Raw genomic sequence first — 16,638 nt, forward strand, 5'->3', positions numbered from 1 at the left:
CATGCCGCGATGACCTTATGACAGGATACTGTCATCATCGACAGCATCCTGTCAATGCCGCTCCTCGCACGCCTCGTCGACAATCCCTCGTCGACAATCTGTCGCGGAATGTGCGAGACCCCATACAGGACGCCGATGTCGCGTCCGCATCCCGGACATTTACCCTCGGCCGCATGACCCCTCAGCCCAATCCCGCCGCCGGTGCAGCCGTGAAGGCCGCGGACCGTGCGCACGTGTTCCACTCCTGGTCCGCGCAGGAACTCATCGACCCGCTCGCCGTCGCCGGTGCGGAGGGGTCGTACTTCTGGGACTACGACGGCAACCGCTACCTCGACTTCACCAGCGGCCTCGTCTACACCAACATCGGCTACCAGCACCCGAAGATCGTCGCCGCGATCCAGGAACAGGCCGCAACCCTGTCCACGTTCGCGCCCGCCTTCGCCGTCGAGGCCCGCTCCGAGGCGGCGCGGCTGATCGCCGAGCGCACGCCCGGCGACCTGGACAAGATCTTCTTCACCAACGGCGGCGCCGACGCCGTGGAGCACGCGGTGCGCATGGCCCGGCTGCACACGGGCCGCCCGAAGGTGCTCTCGGCGTACCGCTCGTACCACGGCGGCACCCAGCAGGCCGTGAACATCACCGGCGACCCGCGCCGCTGGGCCAACGACAGCGGCACGTCCGGGGTCGTGCGCTTCTGGGCGCCCTTCCTGTACCGCTCGCGCTTCTACGCCGAGACCGAGGAGCAGGAGTGCGCCCGGGCGCTGGAGCACCTGGAGACGACGATCGCCTTCGAGGGCCCGGCGACCATAGCCGCGATCATCCTGGAGACGATCCCCGGAACGGCCGGGATCATGGTGCCGCCGCCGGGATACCTGGCGGGCGTCCGTGAGATCTGCGACAAGTACGGGATCGTCTTCATTCTCGACGAGGTGATGGCGGGGTTCGGGCGGACCGGTGAGTGGTTCGCGGCGGACCTGTTCGACGTCGTACCGGACCTGATGACCTTCGCCAAGGGCGTGAACTCCGGGTATGTGCCGCTCGGCGGCGTCGCCATCTCCGGTGAGATCGCGTCGACCTTCGGCAAGCGGCCGTACCCGGGCGGACTGACGTACTCCGGCCATCCCCTCGCCTGTGCCGCCGCCGTCGCGACGATCAACGTGATGGCCGAGGAGGGCGTCGTCGAGAACGCGGCCCGGCTGGGCGCCGAGGTCGTCGAGCCGGCGCTGCGGGAGCTGGCCGAGCGGCACCCGTCGGTGGGCGAGGTGCGCGGCGTCGGCATGTTCTGGGCGCTGGACCTGGTGAAGAACAAGGAGACGCGCGAGCCGCTGGTGCCGTACAACGCGGCGGGCGAGGCCAACGCCCCGATGGCCGCGTTCGCGGCGGCGGCCAAGGCGGGCGGGGTGTGGCCGTTCGTGAACATGAACCGGACGCACATCGTGCCGCCGTGCAATGTGACCGAGGCCGAGCTGAAGGAGGGGCTGGCGGCGCTGGACGCGGCCCTGTCGGTGGCCGACGAGCACACCGAGTAATCACGGCCCGGCATCCGAGCGCGTAAGGTGGCGTGCTCGTGGCCCTCCACGACGGGAACCACGATCACGAGCACGCCACCGGACGCGACGAGGAGACCCCCGACCATGCCCGGCACCAGCGGCAACGGCGCCGTGACCCGCAGCACCCTGCGGCAGCAGATCGCGGACGCGCTACGCGACGAGGTGCTGGCCGGGCGGCTGCAGCCGGGGCAGGAGTTCACGGTCAAGGAGATCGCCGACCAGTACGGGGTCTCCGCGACGCCGGTGCGTGAGGCGCTGGTCGACCTGTCCGCGCAGGGCCTGCTGGAGGCGCTCCAGCACCGGGGCTTCCGGGTGCGTGAGTACTCCGTCGCCGACTTCCGCGGGCTGGTCGAGGCGCGCAGCCTGGTCATCGACGGCATGTTCCACGCCCTGGACCGCGGCCGGGGCGGGCCCCCGCGGTTCCAGGACCCCGACGACCCGTACACGGCCGCCGCGCTCGCGGGCGTGCGCCGGCGCGGCGAGGAGGCGCAGCGCGCCGCCTGCGCCGGTGACCTCACCGTGCTGATCGGCTACGACCTGCGCTTCTGGCGTGAGCTGAGCAGCCTGTTCGGCAACCCCTACCTGGTGGACTTCCTGCACCGGCTGCGCGTGCAGTCCTGGGTGTGCGCGGTACAGCATCTGCGCCGGATCACCGATCTGCGCGGTCAGCTGTGGGCCGGCCACACCGAACTGATCGACGCGCTGTCCCAGCGCGACACCGATGCCGCGCGCTCCATCGTCGCCGCGCACAACGCGCACGCGCTGGCTCTGATCGAGCGGCTGGCCACCGGCTGAGTGGGTATGGGATCTGCACGCGGGGGCCCGCCCCGCACCACACGGATTACCCTTCTCTGACCACTGTGCTGTGCGCTGCCTGCGTTGTTGAGGAGCCCTCTTTTGGCCTGTGACCTGTGGCTGGTACCGCTCGTCGACGTGTTGTGCCACACCCCCGACAACCCGTTCGCCGAAGAACTCGCGCAATACAACAAGGTGCTCGCCGAGGCCGGGCTGCCGCCGGTGCCGGTGTACCAGTACATGCCGGGCCTGTCCGGCGACGTCGCCCCGGTCGCGGGCTTCGACTACGACGCGCTGCACTTCCTGCGCCGCGCGTATCTGCTCCAGGTGTGCGGCCTTCCCGTGACCCCGGTCGACGAACTGGGCGGCGACTACGAGCAGCTCCTGGAGATGTTCGAGACGACGGCCCAGCAGTCGCACCTGGTCTGGCACTACGACCACGCGGGTGCGTACGTCCCCGTCGACTTCCCGCACCCGTTGTCGGACGACGAACTCCTCGCGGGCGGCGGCCCGTTGGGCTCCTCACAGGCGCTGCTGCGCGAGCTGGAGCTGGTGGCCCCGTCGATCGGCATCGACCCGGCCAACCCTCCGGCGGCCCCTCAACCTCCCTTGGCGCCCACGGAGTTGGAGGAGCCGGCCGTACCCGCCCCGTACGACCCGAGCCCCTTCGCCCGCGAACGCCACGTGTGGCTGGGCCTGCACGCGGCGGCGACGCGGAGTCTGGCGCAGGGGTCGATGATCGTCTTCAGCTGAGGCCGGCCGGCGAGGAGGGCGCCGGGGGCTCCGGCCCCCTCCCCGCCGGGGCAGCCGTCAGTTCTGCTCGACGATGCGGATCGTACGGATGCCTGTACCGCGGTAGCGGGTCGGCGTCCTGGTCAGCACGGGACGACCGTGCGGCCACTCGACGGTGGGCAGGGCGAGGTGCAGCACGTGGGCGCCGCTCCAGTCCGACTCGTCCTTGCCGTACGCGGCGCCGTCCCCGGCAGCCGCCGTCCGCAGGCGCTTGCCCACGGCGGTCGCACCGGCGAAGTCGAGCCCCTCGACGTTGACGGACGGCAGCGCGCCGAGGTGCTCGGCCACGCCCGCCCGTTCCCGCTCGGCGGCGGCGAGACTGAGCGCCGGGATGAACACGCGCAGCGCGGGGTCCTTCTCGGCCTCGACGACGAGCCGGGAGGCCATGCTGTTCCCCTCGCCGAGCGCGAGGGCGGCAGAGTCGTCGAAGATGACGGCACGCGGCAACGGGTACTGGCCCTTCTCGGTCACTGGACCTCCCCGATGCGCCCGGCCTCAAGGTCGGCCCAGAGCTTTTCGCCGGCCTTCTCGTCCTCCTCGGTGTATGGCCTGCCCAGGAAGTGCTCCTCCACGTACGCCTTGGTCTCCTCGTACCGCTTGCGCAGCTCTTCCTTGGTGGGCGTGGCTCCGGCCAGCTCCGCCACGAGGTCCCGCATGCTGATGCCGCGGTCCCGGGCCAGCTCCTGGAGGCGGTCTCGGACAGCGGGGTCGACCTTGATCGTGGTGTCAGCCATGAGCACAGTATACCGGCGGTATACCACCTCAGGGCGTACGAGTGCGACGGTCATCGGCACTCCGTTTCTTTCGTAGGGCCCGGCGCGCGGACGCGGGCCGGGAGTCTGGGCGGCTACGCGGGTGTCGGCCCGGCCGGGTGGTGGTCGCGCAGTCGGCTCTCGACCAGTGCGCCGGGCGAGTGCACGCGCCGCGGCAGCTCGTCGGTCAGCACCGCCCGCAGCTGCGCACTGCTCACCCCCGCGTCCCACCACTCCACGACCAGCGGCGCGAGCCGCCACACCTGGGAGGCGCCAAGGGTGAGACAGGGGTGCGTGAGGGCGAGCGAGCCGAGCATGCGGGCGGCGATCAGCGTGCGCTGACTCGACGAGCCGGACTCAGCGGACTCAGCGGACTCACCGGAGGTCGGGTTCCGAACTTTTTCAGGTTCACCCGTCGGTGGCTCGTCTTCGTACGGAGTGTCGAACACCTCGTAGTCGGCGCGGAGTTGTCCCCACCACCGGCCCCCGCGCACCACCCGCCGCAGATACCGCGATTCCTCCAGCTCACGCAGGGCGCGAGCGATCCGCCCCCGGTCTTCCTTGCCGCGCTTGGCGAGCGCGCGGACGGTGACGTGGGTTCCGTGCGGGAGGGTCAATAGGTACGCCAGTACGCCCACCGCGCACCAGGAGATGCTCCGGTCCTGGAGAAGAGAGTGCGAGAGAGCTGAAAAGGCGCGCATGGGAGCCGTACGATGAACGCGCATTGGGTGCGCCAGCCTTCCTGGTGGAGCTGACGCTCCTGGTGCCGAGCCCCCGGGTGTTGGTAGCACCGCGGGGGCATTCCTTTGCCGCCTGCTTGGCTTGTTGGCGTGACTCTAAGGCCACGCAGAGCGACGAACGCAAGCTGGAACTGGGTTTTCCCGGGCGGAAGTTCGTGCATTTCACTCGGCGGAGTGAAGCGCGGCGCGCAGCAGCAACGGGTGGACGAGCCGGTCGTACGCCGTCGGGCGATAGCGCCAGCTGAGCGGCCAGGTCGGGCCATGGAGCGCGGGCACCGGGATGTACGAGATGTGCTGCCGACCTGCGGTGAGACGAGTGACGCCGTCTGGCCACGACCGGTGGGACGTACTGCCGACGGGGACCAGGAAGTAGACGCCCCGCAGCCCGTTGGCCTCCTCCACGACCGGGCCGGGGTCCCCACCGGTCAGGCCGGCCAGGCGGTCGGCGAGGGCGCGGCCCCGGTCGCCGTCCACACGGACCGCGTCGAACTGGACGCCGGCTTTGCGGAGTTGGATTCCGACGGCAGGAATCCAGTCACATTGCGTATTCATGGAGACAGTTTCCGGAGTCGGGTCTACCGTCGTCCATAACTCTGAGTGGCTGGTTGAACACGGTTGAATCGTCGTGGTGACCAGTTGAGTTCGGTTGAGTTCGGTTGAGTTCGGGGGTGACCGCGATGGCGCGGGCGGAGAACAAGGTAGAGGCGAACGGAACGGCGCACATGGTCGCCGCGCTGGCGAAGGCCCTTCGGGAGCAACAGCAGCTTTCGCAGGAGGAGTTGGGGACGAAGTTGGGCTATACCGCCTCGGCGGTCAGCGCCATGGAGACGTGCGCGCAGCCCGCCAGTGACCAGATGCTGGTCAAGTTGGAGGAGCAGCTCGGGGGCGGGTTGGGGGTCTTCGAGGAGGCGCGCAAGTGGATGCTGCTGGAGAAGTACCCGGCACGGTTCCGGGGCTTCTCGGAGCTGGAGGCCGGGGCGATCACGATCTGCTCGTACGAGACGCTGGTCGTCGACGGACTGTTCCAGACCGAGGAGTACGCACGGGCGCTGATCGGCGGTGGCTATCCGCCGGTCTCCGAGCAGAAGCGTGAGGAGCTTGTCGAGGCACGGCTGGCCCGCAGGGCGCTGTTCGACAGGGAACCTGCCCCTTTGATCGAGCTGATCCTCGAAGAGAGCGTATTGCGGCGGCCGTTCGGCAGCTGGGAGATCCTTCGCGGGCAGTTGCTATCGCTCGCCGAGGACGCCGGGCGGGACAACGTCTGTGTGCAGGTGCTGCCCTTGGAACGCGGACTGCGCGGGACGTACGCTGGCGATCGCGGTCCTATGCACCTCGTGGAGACCAAGGAGCACCAGCACGTCGTGTACCTGGAGGTCGAGGACCAGGGGATCTTGATCAGCAATCCCGCGGAGGTGTCTCAACTGACGCACCGCTATGCAAAGATCCGCGCACAGGCCCTGAGTCCGGACGATTCCCTGAGCCTCATCGAGCGGTTGGCAGGAGAGGAACGATGACCAGCACCGGAACCCTTCGGTGGTTCAAGTCCAGCTACAGCGACAGCGGCGGCGGCGCCTGCGTCGAAGCCGCCTACGACTGGCGCAAGTCGACGTACAGCGACGGCGGCGGCGGAAACTGCGTCGAAGTCGCCCCCTGCCACCCCCACGCCACCATCCACATCCGCGACTCCAAGAACCCCACCGGCCCGATACTCACCCTCACCTCCGAAGCCTGGGCCGACTTCCTCACGTATGCCGTGGAGTGACCACTCCGGGCACGACGTTCCACCCGCCCTCCCAAACCCGGCGGCCCACACCTCACCGTCTCCGGTGAAGCATGGGCCGCCTTCGTCGCGGTGCCGAAGCGGAGCGTCCGGCTCAGAACTTGCCCGCGTTCAGTGCCTGCTGGAGGTGTCGGGTGGTGTCGGAGCCCCACTCGCCGTCGACGCCCGCGCCCACCTTCTTCTGGAGGGCCTTGACGGTGTTCGGGCCGATGACGCCGTCCGCGGTCACCTTCAGGTGGCGCTGGAGGGCCTTCTTGGTCAGGGGACCGAAGGCGCCGTCGACGGTCAGTGTCGCCCCGTGCTTGTTCAGCGCACGCTGCATCGCGGCGCAGGTCGCGGGGCCGAACTTGCCGTCCACCACGAGCTTTCCGGCGGCGGGCGGGCGCGGGGTCGGCTTTTGGGGCTTTGTGCCGCCCTTGAGCGCGGCCTTCATCATCGCCGCCGACGCGGGCCCGTACTCACCGTCGACGGTGAGGCCGTACTTCTTCTGGAATGCCTTCACCGCCGTCTCGGTGGCGGGGCCGAAGTCCCCGTCGACGACCAGCTTCGACCCCATGACCTTGTTCAGGTTCCCCTGGAGGGTCTTCACGGCCGCGCCCTTGGAGCCGCGCCGCAGGATGCCGTCGGTGGGCGGCAGCGGCTTGGCGTTGCCGTAGGCGGGGCGGCCGTACCCCACGATGGTGCTGGAGTTGCGGCGCACGCGCTTGCACTGGTCGCTGGTGTTGCCCTCGATGGTGGTGATGGTGCCGTTGGAGTGCACCGCCTCGACCACACCGACATGGTCGATGTTGCCGATCCGCCGGGTGCCGCTCCAGTCGAAGAACACGACGTCGCCCGGCCGGACGCCACCGAGCCCGTAGTGCCAGCGGCCCTTGTTCTGGAACGCCTGCGCGTGCGCGACCGTGTACGCGTACTTGCCCATGATCGCGCTCAGGTTGTCGGAGTGGGCGGCGGCATAGCTGACGGTCATGTCGCACCACGGGCCGTCGAAGCCGTACCACTTGGTGATGTGGTTGCGGTTCGAGCCGGGCGGGTTCTCGCCGGTGCCGATCAGCTTGCGCATCTGCGCGAGCATTCCTTCCACGGAACCCATGTCACACCTCCCCGTTCTCGGGGAGGACGTCGACGTCGCCCTTGACGACGGCGTTCGGGTCCTGGCTCACGCCGGCCTGGTCCGGGTCGACGTCGAACAGCCCGGCGCCGCCCTGCGGTTCCACCGGCTTCAGTTCACTCTCGGTCACTTGTCCCCCATGTGTCCGGTGCGAGAGCGGCGGCTGCCGCGCCTCGTCCTACGCATGAGTCTGCTGAGCAGCCGCAGGTCTGTCGTTGTCACTGCGCGCACTGTTCCTTGGCAGGGAGCGCACCCGCGCTGAGGGCTCGCCCCGACGGCTCCCGCCCCCGCGGAATCCGGTGGGTGTGGTGCCGTACGCGGTGCGGAACGCCCGGCTGAAGTCGGCCGGACTGGCGAACCCCCAGCGCGCCCCGATGGCGTGGACGGGCAGCCCACGCAGGCGGGGATCGGCCAGGTCGCGCCGGCACCGGTCCAGTCGCTGCGCCTTGATCCACGCGGCGGTGGTGAGCCCCTGCCGCTGGAAGAGGAGGTGCAGATAGCGGGTGGAGATGTGATGCGCGGCGGCGATCCGGTCGGGGTTCAGCCCGCCGTCCCCGAGGTGGTGCAGCACGTACGCCTGGATGCGCGCCAGCAGCTCCGGTCCCCGCGCCGCCGGGTCCGCGTCGCCCAACCGGTGGTCGAGCACGGCCAGCACCAGCTCGTTCACCACCGTGCCCAGCCGCAGTTCGGCGCACCTCCCGTACGGCGTCGTGTCCCGCCCGAGCCCCGCCAGGAACTCCGTGGCCAGCCGGGCCGCCCCCGCACGGCCCGGTAGCTCCCGCGCCACCAGCTCCGGCAGACCCCACTGTGGCTGCGTGACCGCGAGATGCACGGTGACCACCTCGTTCCACGCACCGGCCGACCGCATCCGGAACGGGCGTCCCGCGTCCAGCAGCACCAGATCCCGCCGCCCGATCCGCGCGGTCCGCCCGGTCTGGTCCAGCGCCAGCGCCCCGCCGAGCACCAGCACGAGGTGATAGCGGGAGGCGCTCCCGTCACGAGCACCACCGTCGTACGGCGGCCCGCCCCGCACCTCCCCGGCCGGGCAGCGCGCCACGGACACCCGCACGGCACCCAGCTCCCGCACCCGTAACGACGCGCGGAAGTGCTCCCCGTGATCGGCGCGGGCGCTGACCGGCCCGTACAGACCGGTCAGCGCTCGCTGCCATGCCCCCTCGTCCAGATATGTCTCGTCCTGCAGATACGTCTCGTCCCCGGCCCACATCGGTCTCCCCCTGGACAGATGAGTCGTAGGAGACCAGGGAAGCAAGGACGCATAAACGTCCGATGGACGTGAGGTCCTGGAGTCCCCTGGAGACTCCAGGAGGGCTCAGAGGAACGAGTTGATCTCGATCGTCTCGTCCCGACCCGGTCCCACGCCGATCGCGGAGATCGGGGCGCCGGACATCTCCTCCAGGGCCTTGACGTAGCTCTGCGCGTTCTTCGGCAGGTCGGCGAAGGTCTTCGCCTTGCTGATGTCCTCCGACCAGCCGGGCAGCATCTCGTAGACGGGCTTCGCGTGGTGGAAGTCCGTCTGGGAGTACGGCAGCTCCTCGACGCGCTTGCCGTCGATCTCGTACGCCACGCAGACCGGGATCTGCTCCCAGCCGGTGAGGACGTCGAGCTTGGTGAGGAAGAAGTCCGTCAGGCCGTTCACGCGGGTCGCGTAGCGGGCGATCACCGCGTCGAACCAGCCGCAGCGGCGGTCACGGCCAGTGGTCACACCGCGCTCGCCGCCGATGCGGCGCAGCGCCTCGCCGTCCTCGTCGAAGAGCTCCGTCGGGAACGGGCCCGCGCCGACGCGGGTCGTGTAGGCCTTGAGGATGCCGATGACGCGGCTGATCTTCGTCGGGCCGACACCGGCGCCCGTGCAGGCACCGCCGGCGGTCGGATTCGACGACGTGACGAAGGGGTACGTGCCGTGGTCGATGTCGAGGAGGGTGCCCTGGCCGCCCTCGAAGAGCACGACCTTGTCCTCTTCCAGCGCCTTGTTCAGGATCAGCACCGTGTCGGCGACGTACGGGCGGATCTGGTCGGCGTAGCCCAGCAGCTCCTCGACGACCTGCTCGACGGCGATCGCGCGGCGGTTGTAGAGCTTGGTGAGGATCTGGTTCTTGACGTCGAGCGCCGCCTCGACCTTCTGGGTCAGGATCGACTCGTCGTACAGGTCCTGGACGCGGATGCCGACGCGGTTGATCTTGTCGGCGTACGTCGGGCCGATGCCGCGGCCCGTGGTGCCGATCTTGCGCTTCCCGAGGAAGCGCTCCGTCACCTTGTCGACCGTCACGTTGAACGACGTGATGATGTGCGCGTTGCCGCTGATCAGGAGCTTGGACGTATCAACGCCACGCTCGTTCAGCCCGCTCAGCTCGGAGAGCAGGACAGACGGGTCGACGACGACGCCGTTGCCGATGACCGGCGTGCAGCCGGGGGACAGGATTCCGGAAGGGAGCAGATGCAGCGCGTACTTCTGGTCGCCGACGACGACCGTGTGGCCGGCGTTGTTGCCACCCTGGTAGCGCACTACGTAGTCGACCGACCCGCCTAGCAGGTCCGTCGCCTTTCCCTTGCCTTCGTCACCCCACTGAGCACCGAGCAGCACAAGTGCGGGCACGCGCGTACACCCCTTCCGGGCGGGGCATGTCCAAGGTCAGGGGCGTACGCGGTGGGTCGTGCCGCCGCGTGCCCCGCGGCCGTCGTTGGCCGCGACCGTCGGACCGGGTGCCCCGGAATAGACGAAGCCCCTGGCGCAATAGCGCAAGGGGCTCTTGCACAAAGATGCTACCCGAGGAAGCGAGGCATGACCGAGGTGGCGACTTCCGCGATGTCCGATCAGCTGCTGGTGATCATCGATCCGGTCGCTCGGAAGACGGACGGGGAGTCCGTCCGCATCGCGAAAGACGTGCTCAGCGCGGGTGCGGCCACCAAGGTGTGCCTGCCGGACGGACCGGAGGAGTTCGCCCGGGCGCTTCAGCGCAGGGGGTCGCGGCGGCCGGTGGTGATCGGCGACGACCGTGCCTTGGTGCGGGCGGTGTCCCATTTGCACCGGCAGCGGGAGCTGACCGGAAGTGTGCTGTCGGTCGTCCCGGTGGGGTCCTCCCTCGGTCTTACGGCGGCCCTGGGGGTGCCGACGAGCGCGGTGTCGGCGGCGCGGGCCGTGCTGGAGGGGGTCGAGCGGCGGCTGGATCTGCTCGTCGACGACAGCGACGGGGTGGTGCTGGGGGCGCTGCGGATCCCGCCGGTGCCGATGGGCGAGGGGGGCGCGGCTTCGACGCGGGCGCCCTGGCTGCGGACCTGCCAGTCCCTCGTACGCACCCTGGTGGCGGCCCGTCCGGCGCGGGTGCCGTCGGTGTCCGCGCCCGGGCCCGCGCGGCTGCGGGTCGAGGTCGACGGGTCGACGCTGGTCGACCTGGACCAGCCGGTCGAGGCCGTGTCCGTCGCCCCGGACGGCTCGGGCGCGGCGGAGGTCGAGGTCCGCCCGCTGTCGGTGGGCGCGGAGGCCACGCCGGTACGGGCGGAGGGGCGGACGGTGACGGTGTCGGGGGCGGACTTCCGGTACCGGTCGGACGCGGGTGTGAGCGGTCCGGTACGGACACGGACGTGGCGGGTGCGGGAGGGGGCGTGGGGGTTGACGTTGCCGGGTGGGTGAGGGGGCTTGCCGGAGGGGCTCGGCAAGCGGCGGGTTGCCCGGCATGTGTGACAGCGCTTGCTGGAGGCCTCGCTCCGCGGGCGGGGTGGCGTGTCGGTCGCGGAGCGAGGCCGGTCAGGGGGTCTGCCGGGTCAGCGGGGCACCCCGGCGATCGGTCACTTCATGTCGCCGCAGCGGCACTCCGGGTGATCGGCCTCCAGTGTGGCGGGGTGAGGCGGTGACGGCCATGGAGAACGGCCAGGTACACCCCTACGACTGAGCGCGCGGTCGGCGCGATGCCACCGCCGCGCCTCCACCGCCCTTCGCGCGCGGCTCGCGAGCCGCCTCGGGGCGCGGGGTGTCAGCCGCGGCCGAAGACCTGCTCCCGGTGCGCGCGCCAGCGCTCCATCAGGGCCTCCAGCTCCCCCTCCAGGTACTCGAAGAAGGCGAGCGTCTCGGCGAGCCGGCGGCCGGCCGGGGTGTCGGCGCCCAGGCTGTCGACGCCGTCCCGCAAGGCGTCCTCCCAGCGCTTGAGCACGGCCTCGCGGTTGGTGAGCGCCTCGTACCACTGGTCGCCGTGCACCCGGTACCGCTCCCGGCGCGAACCGGGCTCCCGCTCGCGCGACACCATGTGGACCTGCGCCAGGTAACGCACCGCGCCGGAGACGGCGGCGGGCGAGATCTGCAACTGTTCGCCCAGTTCTGCGGAGGTCAGGGCACCGGCGTCGGAGGCGAGCAGGGCGGCGAAGACACGGGACGGCATCCTCGGCATACCGGCCTCCACGAGCTGCGCCGCGAAGTGCTCGACGAAACGGGCGACGGCCTCCGGATCCCGCCGGTCTGCCCCGTTCACGCTCGGTTCCGTCATCCCGGCATCATCTCCCCTGCTCAGCGCCCACCCCTCGAGTGTACCGATGATTTATACGTTTCCTTAACTTCACAAATTTCTGAAGCCCGCGTACGTTCATGGCATGACCAAGGCAATCACCGTCTCCGGCCTGCACAAGTCGTTCGGCCGGACCCACGCGCTCGACGGCCTCGACCTGGACGTCGAGTCCGGTGAGGTACACGGCTTCCTCGGCCCGAACGGCGCCGGCAAGTCGACCACCATCCGCGTCCTGCTCGGCCTGCTCCGCGCCGACTCCGGCGCCGCCCAGGTGCTGGGCGGCGACCCCTGGACGGACGCGGTCGAACTCCATCGCCGCATCGCGTACGTCCCCGGCGACGTGACCCTGTGGCGCAACCTCTCCGGCGGGGAGGTCATCGACCTGTACGGGCGCCTGCGCGGCGGCCTCGACAAGCGGCGCCGCGCGGAGCTGGTCGAGCGGTTCGAGCTGGACCCGACCAAGAAGGGCCGCACGTACTCCAAGGGCAACCGGCAGAAGGTCGCCCTCGTCGCCGCCTTCGCCTCGGACGTCGACCTGCTGATCCTCGACGAGCCGACCTCGGGCCTCGACCCGCTGATGGAGGAGGTCTTCCAGCGGTGCGTGGCCGAGGAGCGCGAACGCGGCCGGACGATCCTGCTCTCCTCCCACATCCTGAGCGAGGTCGAGGAGCTGTGCGACCGGGTCAGCATCATCCGCAAGGGCCGGACCGTGGAGACCGGTTCGCTCACCGACCTGCGCCATCTGACCCGCACCAGCGTGACCGCCGAGCTGGCCGGTCCGCCCAACGGGCTGTCCCGTCTGCCCGGCGTGCACGACCTCGACGTACAGGGGCGCAGGGTCCGCCTCCAGGTCGACACCGACAAGCTGAACGACGTACTCAAGTCCCTCAGCGACTCCGGCGTACGGTCCCTGACCTCGACGCCGCCCACCCTGGAGGAGCTGTTCATGCGGCACTACGCCGACGAGCGCGAAGAGGTGGCCGCGCGATGACCGCCACGACCTTCGCGGTACGGGGCACAGGGCCTCGTCAACTGGCCGGTACCGGCACGCTGTTGCGCTTCGCGCTGCGCCGCGACCGGGCCATGATCCCGATCTGGGTCGGCGTGAACGCCCTGATGGTGCTGTCCATGCCGAACACCCTTGAGGGCCTGTACGGCACCGCCGCCGAACGCGCCGACCTGGTCCGCCAGATGGAGACCAACGCCTCCCTGCGCGCCATGGTCGGCCCGGTCTTCGGCGACTCGCTCGGCGCGCTGACCGCGTGGCGCGCCGGTGTGTACGCCGGTGCGCTCGCCGCGGTGATGAGCCTGCTCATCGTCGTACGGCACACACGGGACGAGGAGGAGAGCGGCCGGCAGGAGATGATCTCGGCCGGGATGGTGGGCCGTCGGGCCCCGCTGACGGCGGCGCTGCTGACCGCTCTCGTGGCGAACGGGGTGCTGGCGCTGCTGGTGGCCGTCGGCCTGGCCGGTCAGGGCACGGGCGGCGCGCTCGCCCTCGGGCTGGGGATCGCGGGCGTCGGCATGGTCTTCGCGACGATGGCGGCGATCGTCGCCCAGTTCACGGAGAGCGCGCGGCTGGCCCGCGGGCTGACGGCCGGGCTGCTCGGCGCGGCCTTCGTACTGCGCGCGGCGGGCGACTCGGCGACCGACGACGGCTCGTCGGTGCTGACCTGGGTGTCACCGATCGGCTGGCTGGAGAACCTGCGGCCGTTCGCGGACGAACGGTGGTGGGTGCTGCTGCTCTTCGCCGGGGCGGTGGTGGTGCAGGGGGCGGCGGCGTACGAACTCGCCGGGCGGCGGGACGTCGGCATGAGCTTCCTGCCCAGCCGCCCGGGACCGGCCGAGGGGCGGCTGGGCACGGCCGGGGCGCTGGCCTGGCGGTTGCAGCGGGGCAGCGTGCTCGGCTGGAGCATCGGCTTCCTGCTCGCCGGGGTGGTGTACGGCGGGATGACCGAGGGCGCGGCGGACCTGGTCGGCGACAACGACAACGCCCGGGAGATCTTCCAGCGGATGGGCGGTCAGTCCGGCCTGACGGACGCGTTCCTCGCGGCGATGGTGGGGATGCTCGGCCTGGTCGCCGCGCTGTACATCGTGGCGTCGGTACTGCGGCTGCACGGCGAGGAGACGTCGGGGCGGGCGGAACCGGTACTGGCGAACGCGGTCGGCCGGCTGCGGTGGGCGGCCGGACACCTGATCGTCGCCTTCGGCGGCTCGGTGCTGCTCATGCTGCTGGCGGGGGTGGGCCTCGCCCTCGGCTACGGCAGGTCGGCCGGCCCGATCCTGGGGGCCTGCCTGGTGCAGCTCCCGGCGATCTGGGTGCTCGGCGGGGTGGCGGTACTGCTGCACGGGGTGTCGCCGCGGGTGGCGACGGCGGCGTGGGGTGTCGCCGGGGCCGTGCTGCTGATCGGCTGGATCGGTCCCGCGCTGGATGTCCCGCAGGCGGTGCTGAATGTGTCACCGTTCGGGCATCTGCCGAAGATGCCGGGTGGGGAGATGGAGTGGGGGGCGGTGTCGGTCCTGACCGGGCTGGCGGTGGTGTTGGTCGCCGGGGGGCTGGTGGGGTTGCGCCGGCGGGACGTGATCAGCAGCTGACGGTGGGGGTCAGTCGAGGTACTTCTTGAGTCCCTCGGTGTCGAGATCGATGGTGACAGGTACCGGGAGGCTGACCTTGGCGCCGATCGTCACCGTATGGATGTCCCGGTACCTGCCCTCGGGAGCGGGGTCGCTGTGCACGAGGACCGAGCCGTCGTCCCGGTCGATCAGCAGATAGACGGGGATTCCGGCCTCCGCGTACGCCCGGGGTTTCTCCACGCGGTCACGGTGATGCGTGTACGAGTCGTGCGACGTGATCTCCACCGTCATCAGCACCCCTCGGGATCGGACCACTCCCCGTCCCCCGAGAAGTGCCCGACGGGTGCCAGCACCCCGTCGGGCAGTACGCGCCCCCGGCCATGCGCCTCCACCCTCAGTCCCCGCGAAGGGTGGAGGCCCAGCTTGGGCCTGGCCTGCATCCACCGGTGGACCAACCACATGACGGCACTGCCGTGGCTTCCGTTGGTCGCCTTCTTGAGCCCTATCCGACCGCCGAGGAACTCAAGTCGGACGGTCTCGATCTCCCGCTCGGCAAATGCGGCGATCTGCTCGAATTCCTCCACCAGCAGCTGATCCGACGTTCCCGTCACGGGTGCCTCCCTTCGCGAGGGCGCACCAGCCTGCCGAGTCGGACCCGATCATCGCTCGGACTCCCCGCACGATCAGCCGAACGGGTGATCAGCCGATCTCCACGCTCAGCCCTTCCAGTCCCCGGATCACGAAGTTCGGCTTCCTCTTCGGCTCTGCCGTCGGCCGCAGGGTCGGGGCCCGCTCCAGCAGCGCCCGCATCGACGCCGCCAGCTCGATACGGGCCAGCGGAGCGCCGATGCAGTAGTGGATGCCGGCGCTGAAGGAGATGTGGGGGTTGTCCTTGCGGGCGAGGTCGAGATGCTCGGGGTTGTGGAACACGTCGGGATCGTGGTTGGCGGAGCCGAAGAGCATGGCGATCTCCGCGCCCCTCGGGATCACCGTGCCGTCGATCTCGATCTCGTCCAGGACCCAGCGTTCGAAGAGCTGGAGCGGGGTGTCGTAGCGCATCAGCTCCTCGACGGCGGAGGGGACGAGGGAGTGGTCGGCGCGCAGGGCCGCCAGCTGGTCCGGGTTGCGGAACAGCGCCCACCAGCCGTTGACGGTGGCGTTCACCGTGGCCTCGTGGCCCGCGTTCAGCAGCAGGACGCACGTCGAGATCATCTCCTGCTCGGTCAGCCGGTCACCCTCGTCGTGCGCGGCGATCAGACCGGAGATGAGGTCGTCGCCGGGCTCCTTGCGGCGCTCGGCGATCAACTCCCTCAAATACTCGGAGAACTCGACCGACGCCCGCACCGCCTTGGCCGCCGTCTCCTCGGAGGGGTTCAGCTCGTACATCCCGCAGATGTCCGCCGACCAGGGCCGCAGCGGGGCGCGGTCCGACTCCGGGATGCCGAGCATCTCGGCGATCACCGCGACCGGCAGCGGCTCCGCCACGTCGGTCAGCAGATCCCCGCCGCCCGCCTCGACCAGCGCCGCGACGAGCTCACCGGCCAGCCCGTCCACGTACGGCTTGAGCCGCTCCACGGTGCGCGGTGTGAACGCCTTCGACACCAGGCGCCGGATCCGCGTGTGGTCCGGCGGCTCCAGGTCGAGCATCCCGTGGTCGTTCAGCGTGTGGAAGGGCTCGTGCTCCGGCGGGGGCGGTGTCCGCCCGAACTCCTCGTGCGTGAACCGGTGCTGGTAGGTCCGGCCGAGACGCCGGTCGCGCAGCAGCGCCGAGACGTCCGCGTGGTGCGGGACGAGCCACTGGTCGGTTGGCTCGTAGCGGATGACACGTCCCTGGGCCCGCAGCTCGGCGTAGGCGGGGTACGGGTCGGCGAGGAACGCGGGGTCCCAGGGATCGAAGGCTGCCATGAGCGGACGCTAACGCGGGGGGTCGTTCGCTGAACAGGGGGGTTGCATCGAATGGCGATGGTCGGCAATCAGCAGGTTGCGCGCAATCCACGGACACCGTGCGTCGCGCGCAATCTGCTGCAATC

18 protein-coding genes and 1 pseudogene are annotated in these 16,638 nt (G+C 70.3%); 8 read left to right on the forward strand and 11 right to left on the reverse strand.

Annotated features, from left to right (window positions below; all coding sequences use genetic code 11):
* The first annotated feature begins 173 nt into the window (after positions 1-173).
* The 3 genes from I2W78_RS17510 (at position 174) to I2W78_RS17520 (ending at position 3,098) form a co-directional block, all read left to right on the forward strand.
* A complete protein-coding gene (locus tag I2W78_RS17510) occupies positions 174-1,529 on the forward strand; it encodes an aspartate aminotransferase family protein (RefSeq protein WP_196461038.1) in 1,356 nt (451 codons plus the stop codon).
* Between the two features lie 105 nt (positions 1,530-1,634).
* On the forward strand, positions 1,635-2,345 hold the full coding sequence (locus tag I2W78_RS17515; protein WP_196461040.1) for a GntR family transcriptional regulator: 711 nt from the start codon (positions 1,635-1,637) through the stop codon (positions 2,343-2,345).
* 102 nt (positions 2,346-2,447) lie between these two features.
* Positions 2,448-3,098: a hypothetical protein gene (locus I2W78_RS17520; RefSeq protein ID WP_196461042.1), complete on the forward strand. Its 651-nt coding sequence runs from the start codon at positions 2,448-2,450 to the stop codon at positions 3,096-3,098.
* Positions 3,099-3,155: 57 nt separating this feature from the next.
* On the opposite strand, the gene I2W78_RS17525 is transcribed toward I2W78_RS17520, so the two are convergent.
* From I2W78_RS17525 to I2W78_RS17540, 4 genes are all read right to left on the reverse strand, one after another.
* Positions 3,156-3,608 (reverse strand): hypothetical protein, encoded by a 453-nt coding sequence (locus I2W78_RS17525; RefSeq protein ID WP_196461044.1) that lies wholly within the window; start codon positions 3,606-3,608, stop codon positions 3,156-3,158.
* Positions 3,605-3,871 (reverse strand): hypothetical protein, encoded by a 267-nt coding sequence (locus I2W78_RS17530; protein ID WP_230885490.1) that lies wholly within the window; start codon positions 3,869-3,871, stop codon positions 3,605-3,607. The genes I2W78_RS17525 and I2W78_RS17530 overlap by 4 nt, the downstream gene beginning before the upstream one ends.
* Positions 3,872-3,984: 113 nt before the next feature.
* The gene (locus I2W78_RS17535; RefSeq protein WP_196461049.1) at positions 3,985-4,590 is read right to left on the reverse strand and encodes a hypothetical protein; all 606 of its coding nucleotides are present in this window, start codon (positions 4,588-4,590) and stop codon (positions 3,985-3,987) included.
* Between the two features lie 201 nt (positions 4,591-4,791).
* A complete protein-coding gene (locus I2W78_RS17540) occupies positions 4,792-5,181 on the reverse strand; it encodes a hypothetical protein (protein ID WP_196461051.1) in 390 nt (129 codons plus the stop codon).
* 116 nt (positions 5,182-5,297) lie between these two features.
* Between I2W78_RS17540 and I2W78_RS17545 the strand changes: the two genes are divergently transcribed.
* Positions 5,298-6,143, forward strand: a complete 846-nt coding sequence (locus I2W78_RS17545; RefSeq protein ID WP_374222677.1) for a helix-turn-helix domain-containing protein — start codon at positions 5,298-5,300, stop codon at positions 6,141-6,143.
* Positions 6,140-6,391 carry a DUF397 domain-containing protein gene (locus I2W78_RS17550; RefSeq protein ID WP_196461053.1) on the forward strand — a complete coding sequence of 84 codons (252 nt, stop codon included), beginning with the start codon at positions 6,140-6,142 and terminating at the stop codon, positions 6,389-6,391. The genes I2W78_RS17545 and I2W78_RS17550 overlap by 4 nt, the downstream gene beginning before the upstream one ends.
* A 112-nt stretch (positions 6,392-6,503) precedes the next feature.
* On the opposite strand, the gene I2W78_RS17555 is transcribed toward I2W78_RS17550, so the two are convergent.
* The 4 genes from I2W78_RS17555 to I2W78_RS17570 form a co-directional block, all read right to left on the reverse strand.
* Positions 6,504-7,502: a peptidoglycan-binding protein gene (locus tag I2W78_RS17555; protein ID WP_196461055.1), complete on the reverse strand. Its 999-nt coding sequence runs from the start codon at positions 7,500-7,502 to the stop codon at positions 6,504-6,506.
* A 1-nt stretch (position 7,503) separates the two neighbouring features.
* Positions 7,504-7,650, reverse strand: a complete 147-nt coding sequence (locus I2W78_RS17560) for a hypothetical protein (protein WP_196461057.1) — start codon at positions 7,648-7,650, stop codon at positions 7,504-7,506.
* Positions 7,651-7,698: 48 nt separating this feature from the next.
* Complete coding sequence (locus I2W78_RS17565; RefSeq protein WP_196461059.1) at positions 7,699-8,745, reverse strand: helix-turn-helix domain-containing protein; 1,047 nt, start codon at positions 8,743-8,745, stop codon at positions 7,699-7,701.
* 105 nt (positions 8,746-8,850) lie between these two features.
* Positions 8,851-10,134: an adenylosuccinate synthase gene (locus I2W78_RS17570; protein ID WP_196461061.1), complete on the reverse strand. Its 1,284-nt coding sequence runs from the start codon at positions 10,132-10,134 to the stop codon at positions 8,851-8,853.
* Between the two features lie 186 nt (positions 10,135-10,320).
* On the opposite strand from I2W78_RS17570, the gene I2W78_RS17575 reads away from it, so the two are divergent.
* Positions 10,321-11,169 carry a diacylglycerol kinase family protein gene (locus I2W78_RS17575; protein WP_196461063.1) on the forward strand — a complete coding sequence of 283 codons (849 nt, stop codon included), beginning with the start codon at positions 10,321-10,323 and terminating at the stop codon, positions 11,167-11,169.
* Between the two features lie 340 nt (positions 11,170-11,509).
* Here the strand turns inward: I2W78_RS17575 and I2W78_RS17580 are convergent, their stop codons facing one another.
* Positions 11,510-12,016: a GbsR/MarR family transcriptional regulator gene (locus tag I2W78_RS17580; RefSeq protein ID WP_196461065.1), complete on the reverse strand. Its 507-nt coding sequence runs from the start codon at positions 12,014-12,016 to the stop codon at positions 11,510-11,512.
* Between the two features lie 103 nt (positions 12,017-12,119).
* On the opposite strand from I2W78_RS17580, the gene I2W78_RS17585 reads away from it, so the two are divergent.
* Together I2W78_RS17585 and I2W78_RS17590 are read left to right on the forward strand one after the other, a co-directional pair.
* Positions 12,120-13,025, forward strand: coding sequence for an ABC transporter ATP-binding protein (locus I2W78_RS17585; RefSeq protein ID WP_196461067.1), 906 nt, complete (start codon positions 12,120-12,122; stop codon positions 13,023-13,025).
* A complete protein-coding gene (locus I2W78_RS17590; protein WP_196461069.1) occupies positions 13,022-14,629 on the forward strand; it encodes an ABC transporter permease in 1,608 nt (535 codons plus the stop codon). The genes I2W78_RS17585 and I2W78_RS17590 overlap by 4 nt, the downstream gene beginning before the upstream one ends.
* 9 nt (positions 14,630-14,638) lie before the next feature.
* Here the strand turns inward: I2W78_RS17590 and I2W78_RS17595 are convergent.
* Both I2W78_RS17595 and I2W78_RS17600 read right to left on the reverse strand, forming a co-directional pair.
* A pseudogene (locus tag I2W78_RS17595) lies at positions 14,639-15,219 on the reverse strand (Uma2 family endonuclease).
* Between the two features lie 88 nt (positions 15,220-15,307).
* On the reverse strand, positions 15,308-16,513 hold the full coding sequence (locus tag I2W78_RS17600) for a cytochrome P450 (RefSeq protein WP_196461071.1): 1,206 nt from the start codon (positions 16,511-16,513) through the stop codon (positions 15,308-15,310).
* Between the last annotated feature and the right edge of the window lie 125 nt (positions 16,514-16,638).

Origin of the sequence: Streptomyces spinoverrucosus (genome assembly GCF_015712165.1) — a bacterium.
GTDB lineage: Bacteria > Actinomycetota > Actinomycetes > Streptomycetales > Streptomycetaceae > Streptomyces > Streptomyces spinoverrucosus_A.

What these genes read in the sequence shown, in the direction of transcription:
- I2W78_RS17540 (WP_196461051.1), bottom strand. Translation starts at nt 5,181, where the DNA reads ATGAATACGCAATGTGACTGGATTCCTGCCGTCGGAATCCAACTCCGC.
- I2W78_RS17575 (WP_196461063.1), top strand. Translation starts at nt 10,321, where the DNA reads ATGACCGAGGTGGCGACTTCCGCGATGTCCGATCAGCTGCTGGTGATC.
- I2W78_RS17590 (WP_196461069.1), top strand. Translation starts at nt 13,022, where the DNA reads ATGACCGCCACGACCTTCGCGGTACGGGGCACAGGGCCTCGTCAACTG.
- I2W78_RS17555 (WP_196461055.1), bottom strand. Translation starts at nt 7,502, where the DNA reads ATGGGTTCCGTGGAAGGAATGCTCGCGCAGATGCGCAAGCTGATCGGC.
- I2W78_RS17515 (WP_196461040.1), top strand. Translation starts at nt 1,635, where the DNA reads ATGCCCGGCACCAGCGGCAACGGCGCCGTGACCCGCAGCACCCTGCGG.
- I2W78_RS17580 (WP_196461065.1), bottom strand. Translation starts at nt 12,016, where the DNA reads ATGACGGAACCGAGCGTGAACGGGGCAGACCGGCGGGATCCGGAGGCC.
- I2W78_RS17535 (WP_196461049.1), bottom strand. Translation starts at nt 4,590, where the DNA reads ATGCGCGCCTTTTCAGCTCTCTCGCACTCTCTTCTCCAGGACCGGAGC.
- I2W78_RS17550 (WP_196461053.1), top strand. Translation starts at nt 6,140, where the DNA reads ATGACCAGCACCGGAACCCTTCGGTGGTTCAAGTCCAGCTACAGCGAC.
- I2W78_RS17585 (WP_196461067.1), top strand. Translation starts at nt 12,120, where the DNA reads ATGACCAAGGCAATCACCGTCTCCGGCCTGCACAAGTCGTTCGGCCGG.
- I2W78_RS17510 (WP_196461038.1), top strand. Translation starts at nt 174, where the DNA reads ATGACCCCTCAGCCCAATCCCGCCGCCGGTGCAGCCGTGAAGGCCGCG.
- I2W78_RS17530 (WP_230885490.1), bottom strand. Translation starts at nt 3,871, where the DNA reads ATGGCTGACACCACGATCAAGGTCGACCCCGCTGTCCGAGACCGCCTC.
- I2W78_RS17600 (WP_196461071.1), bottom strand. Translation starts at nt 16,513, where the DNA reads ATGGCAGCCTTCGATCCCTGGGACCCCGCGTTCCTCGCCGACCCGTAC.
- I2W78_RS17565 (WP_196461059.1), bottom strand. Translation starts at nt 8,745, where the DNA reads ATGTGGGCCGGGGACGAGACGTATCTGCAGGACGAGACATATCTGGAC.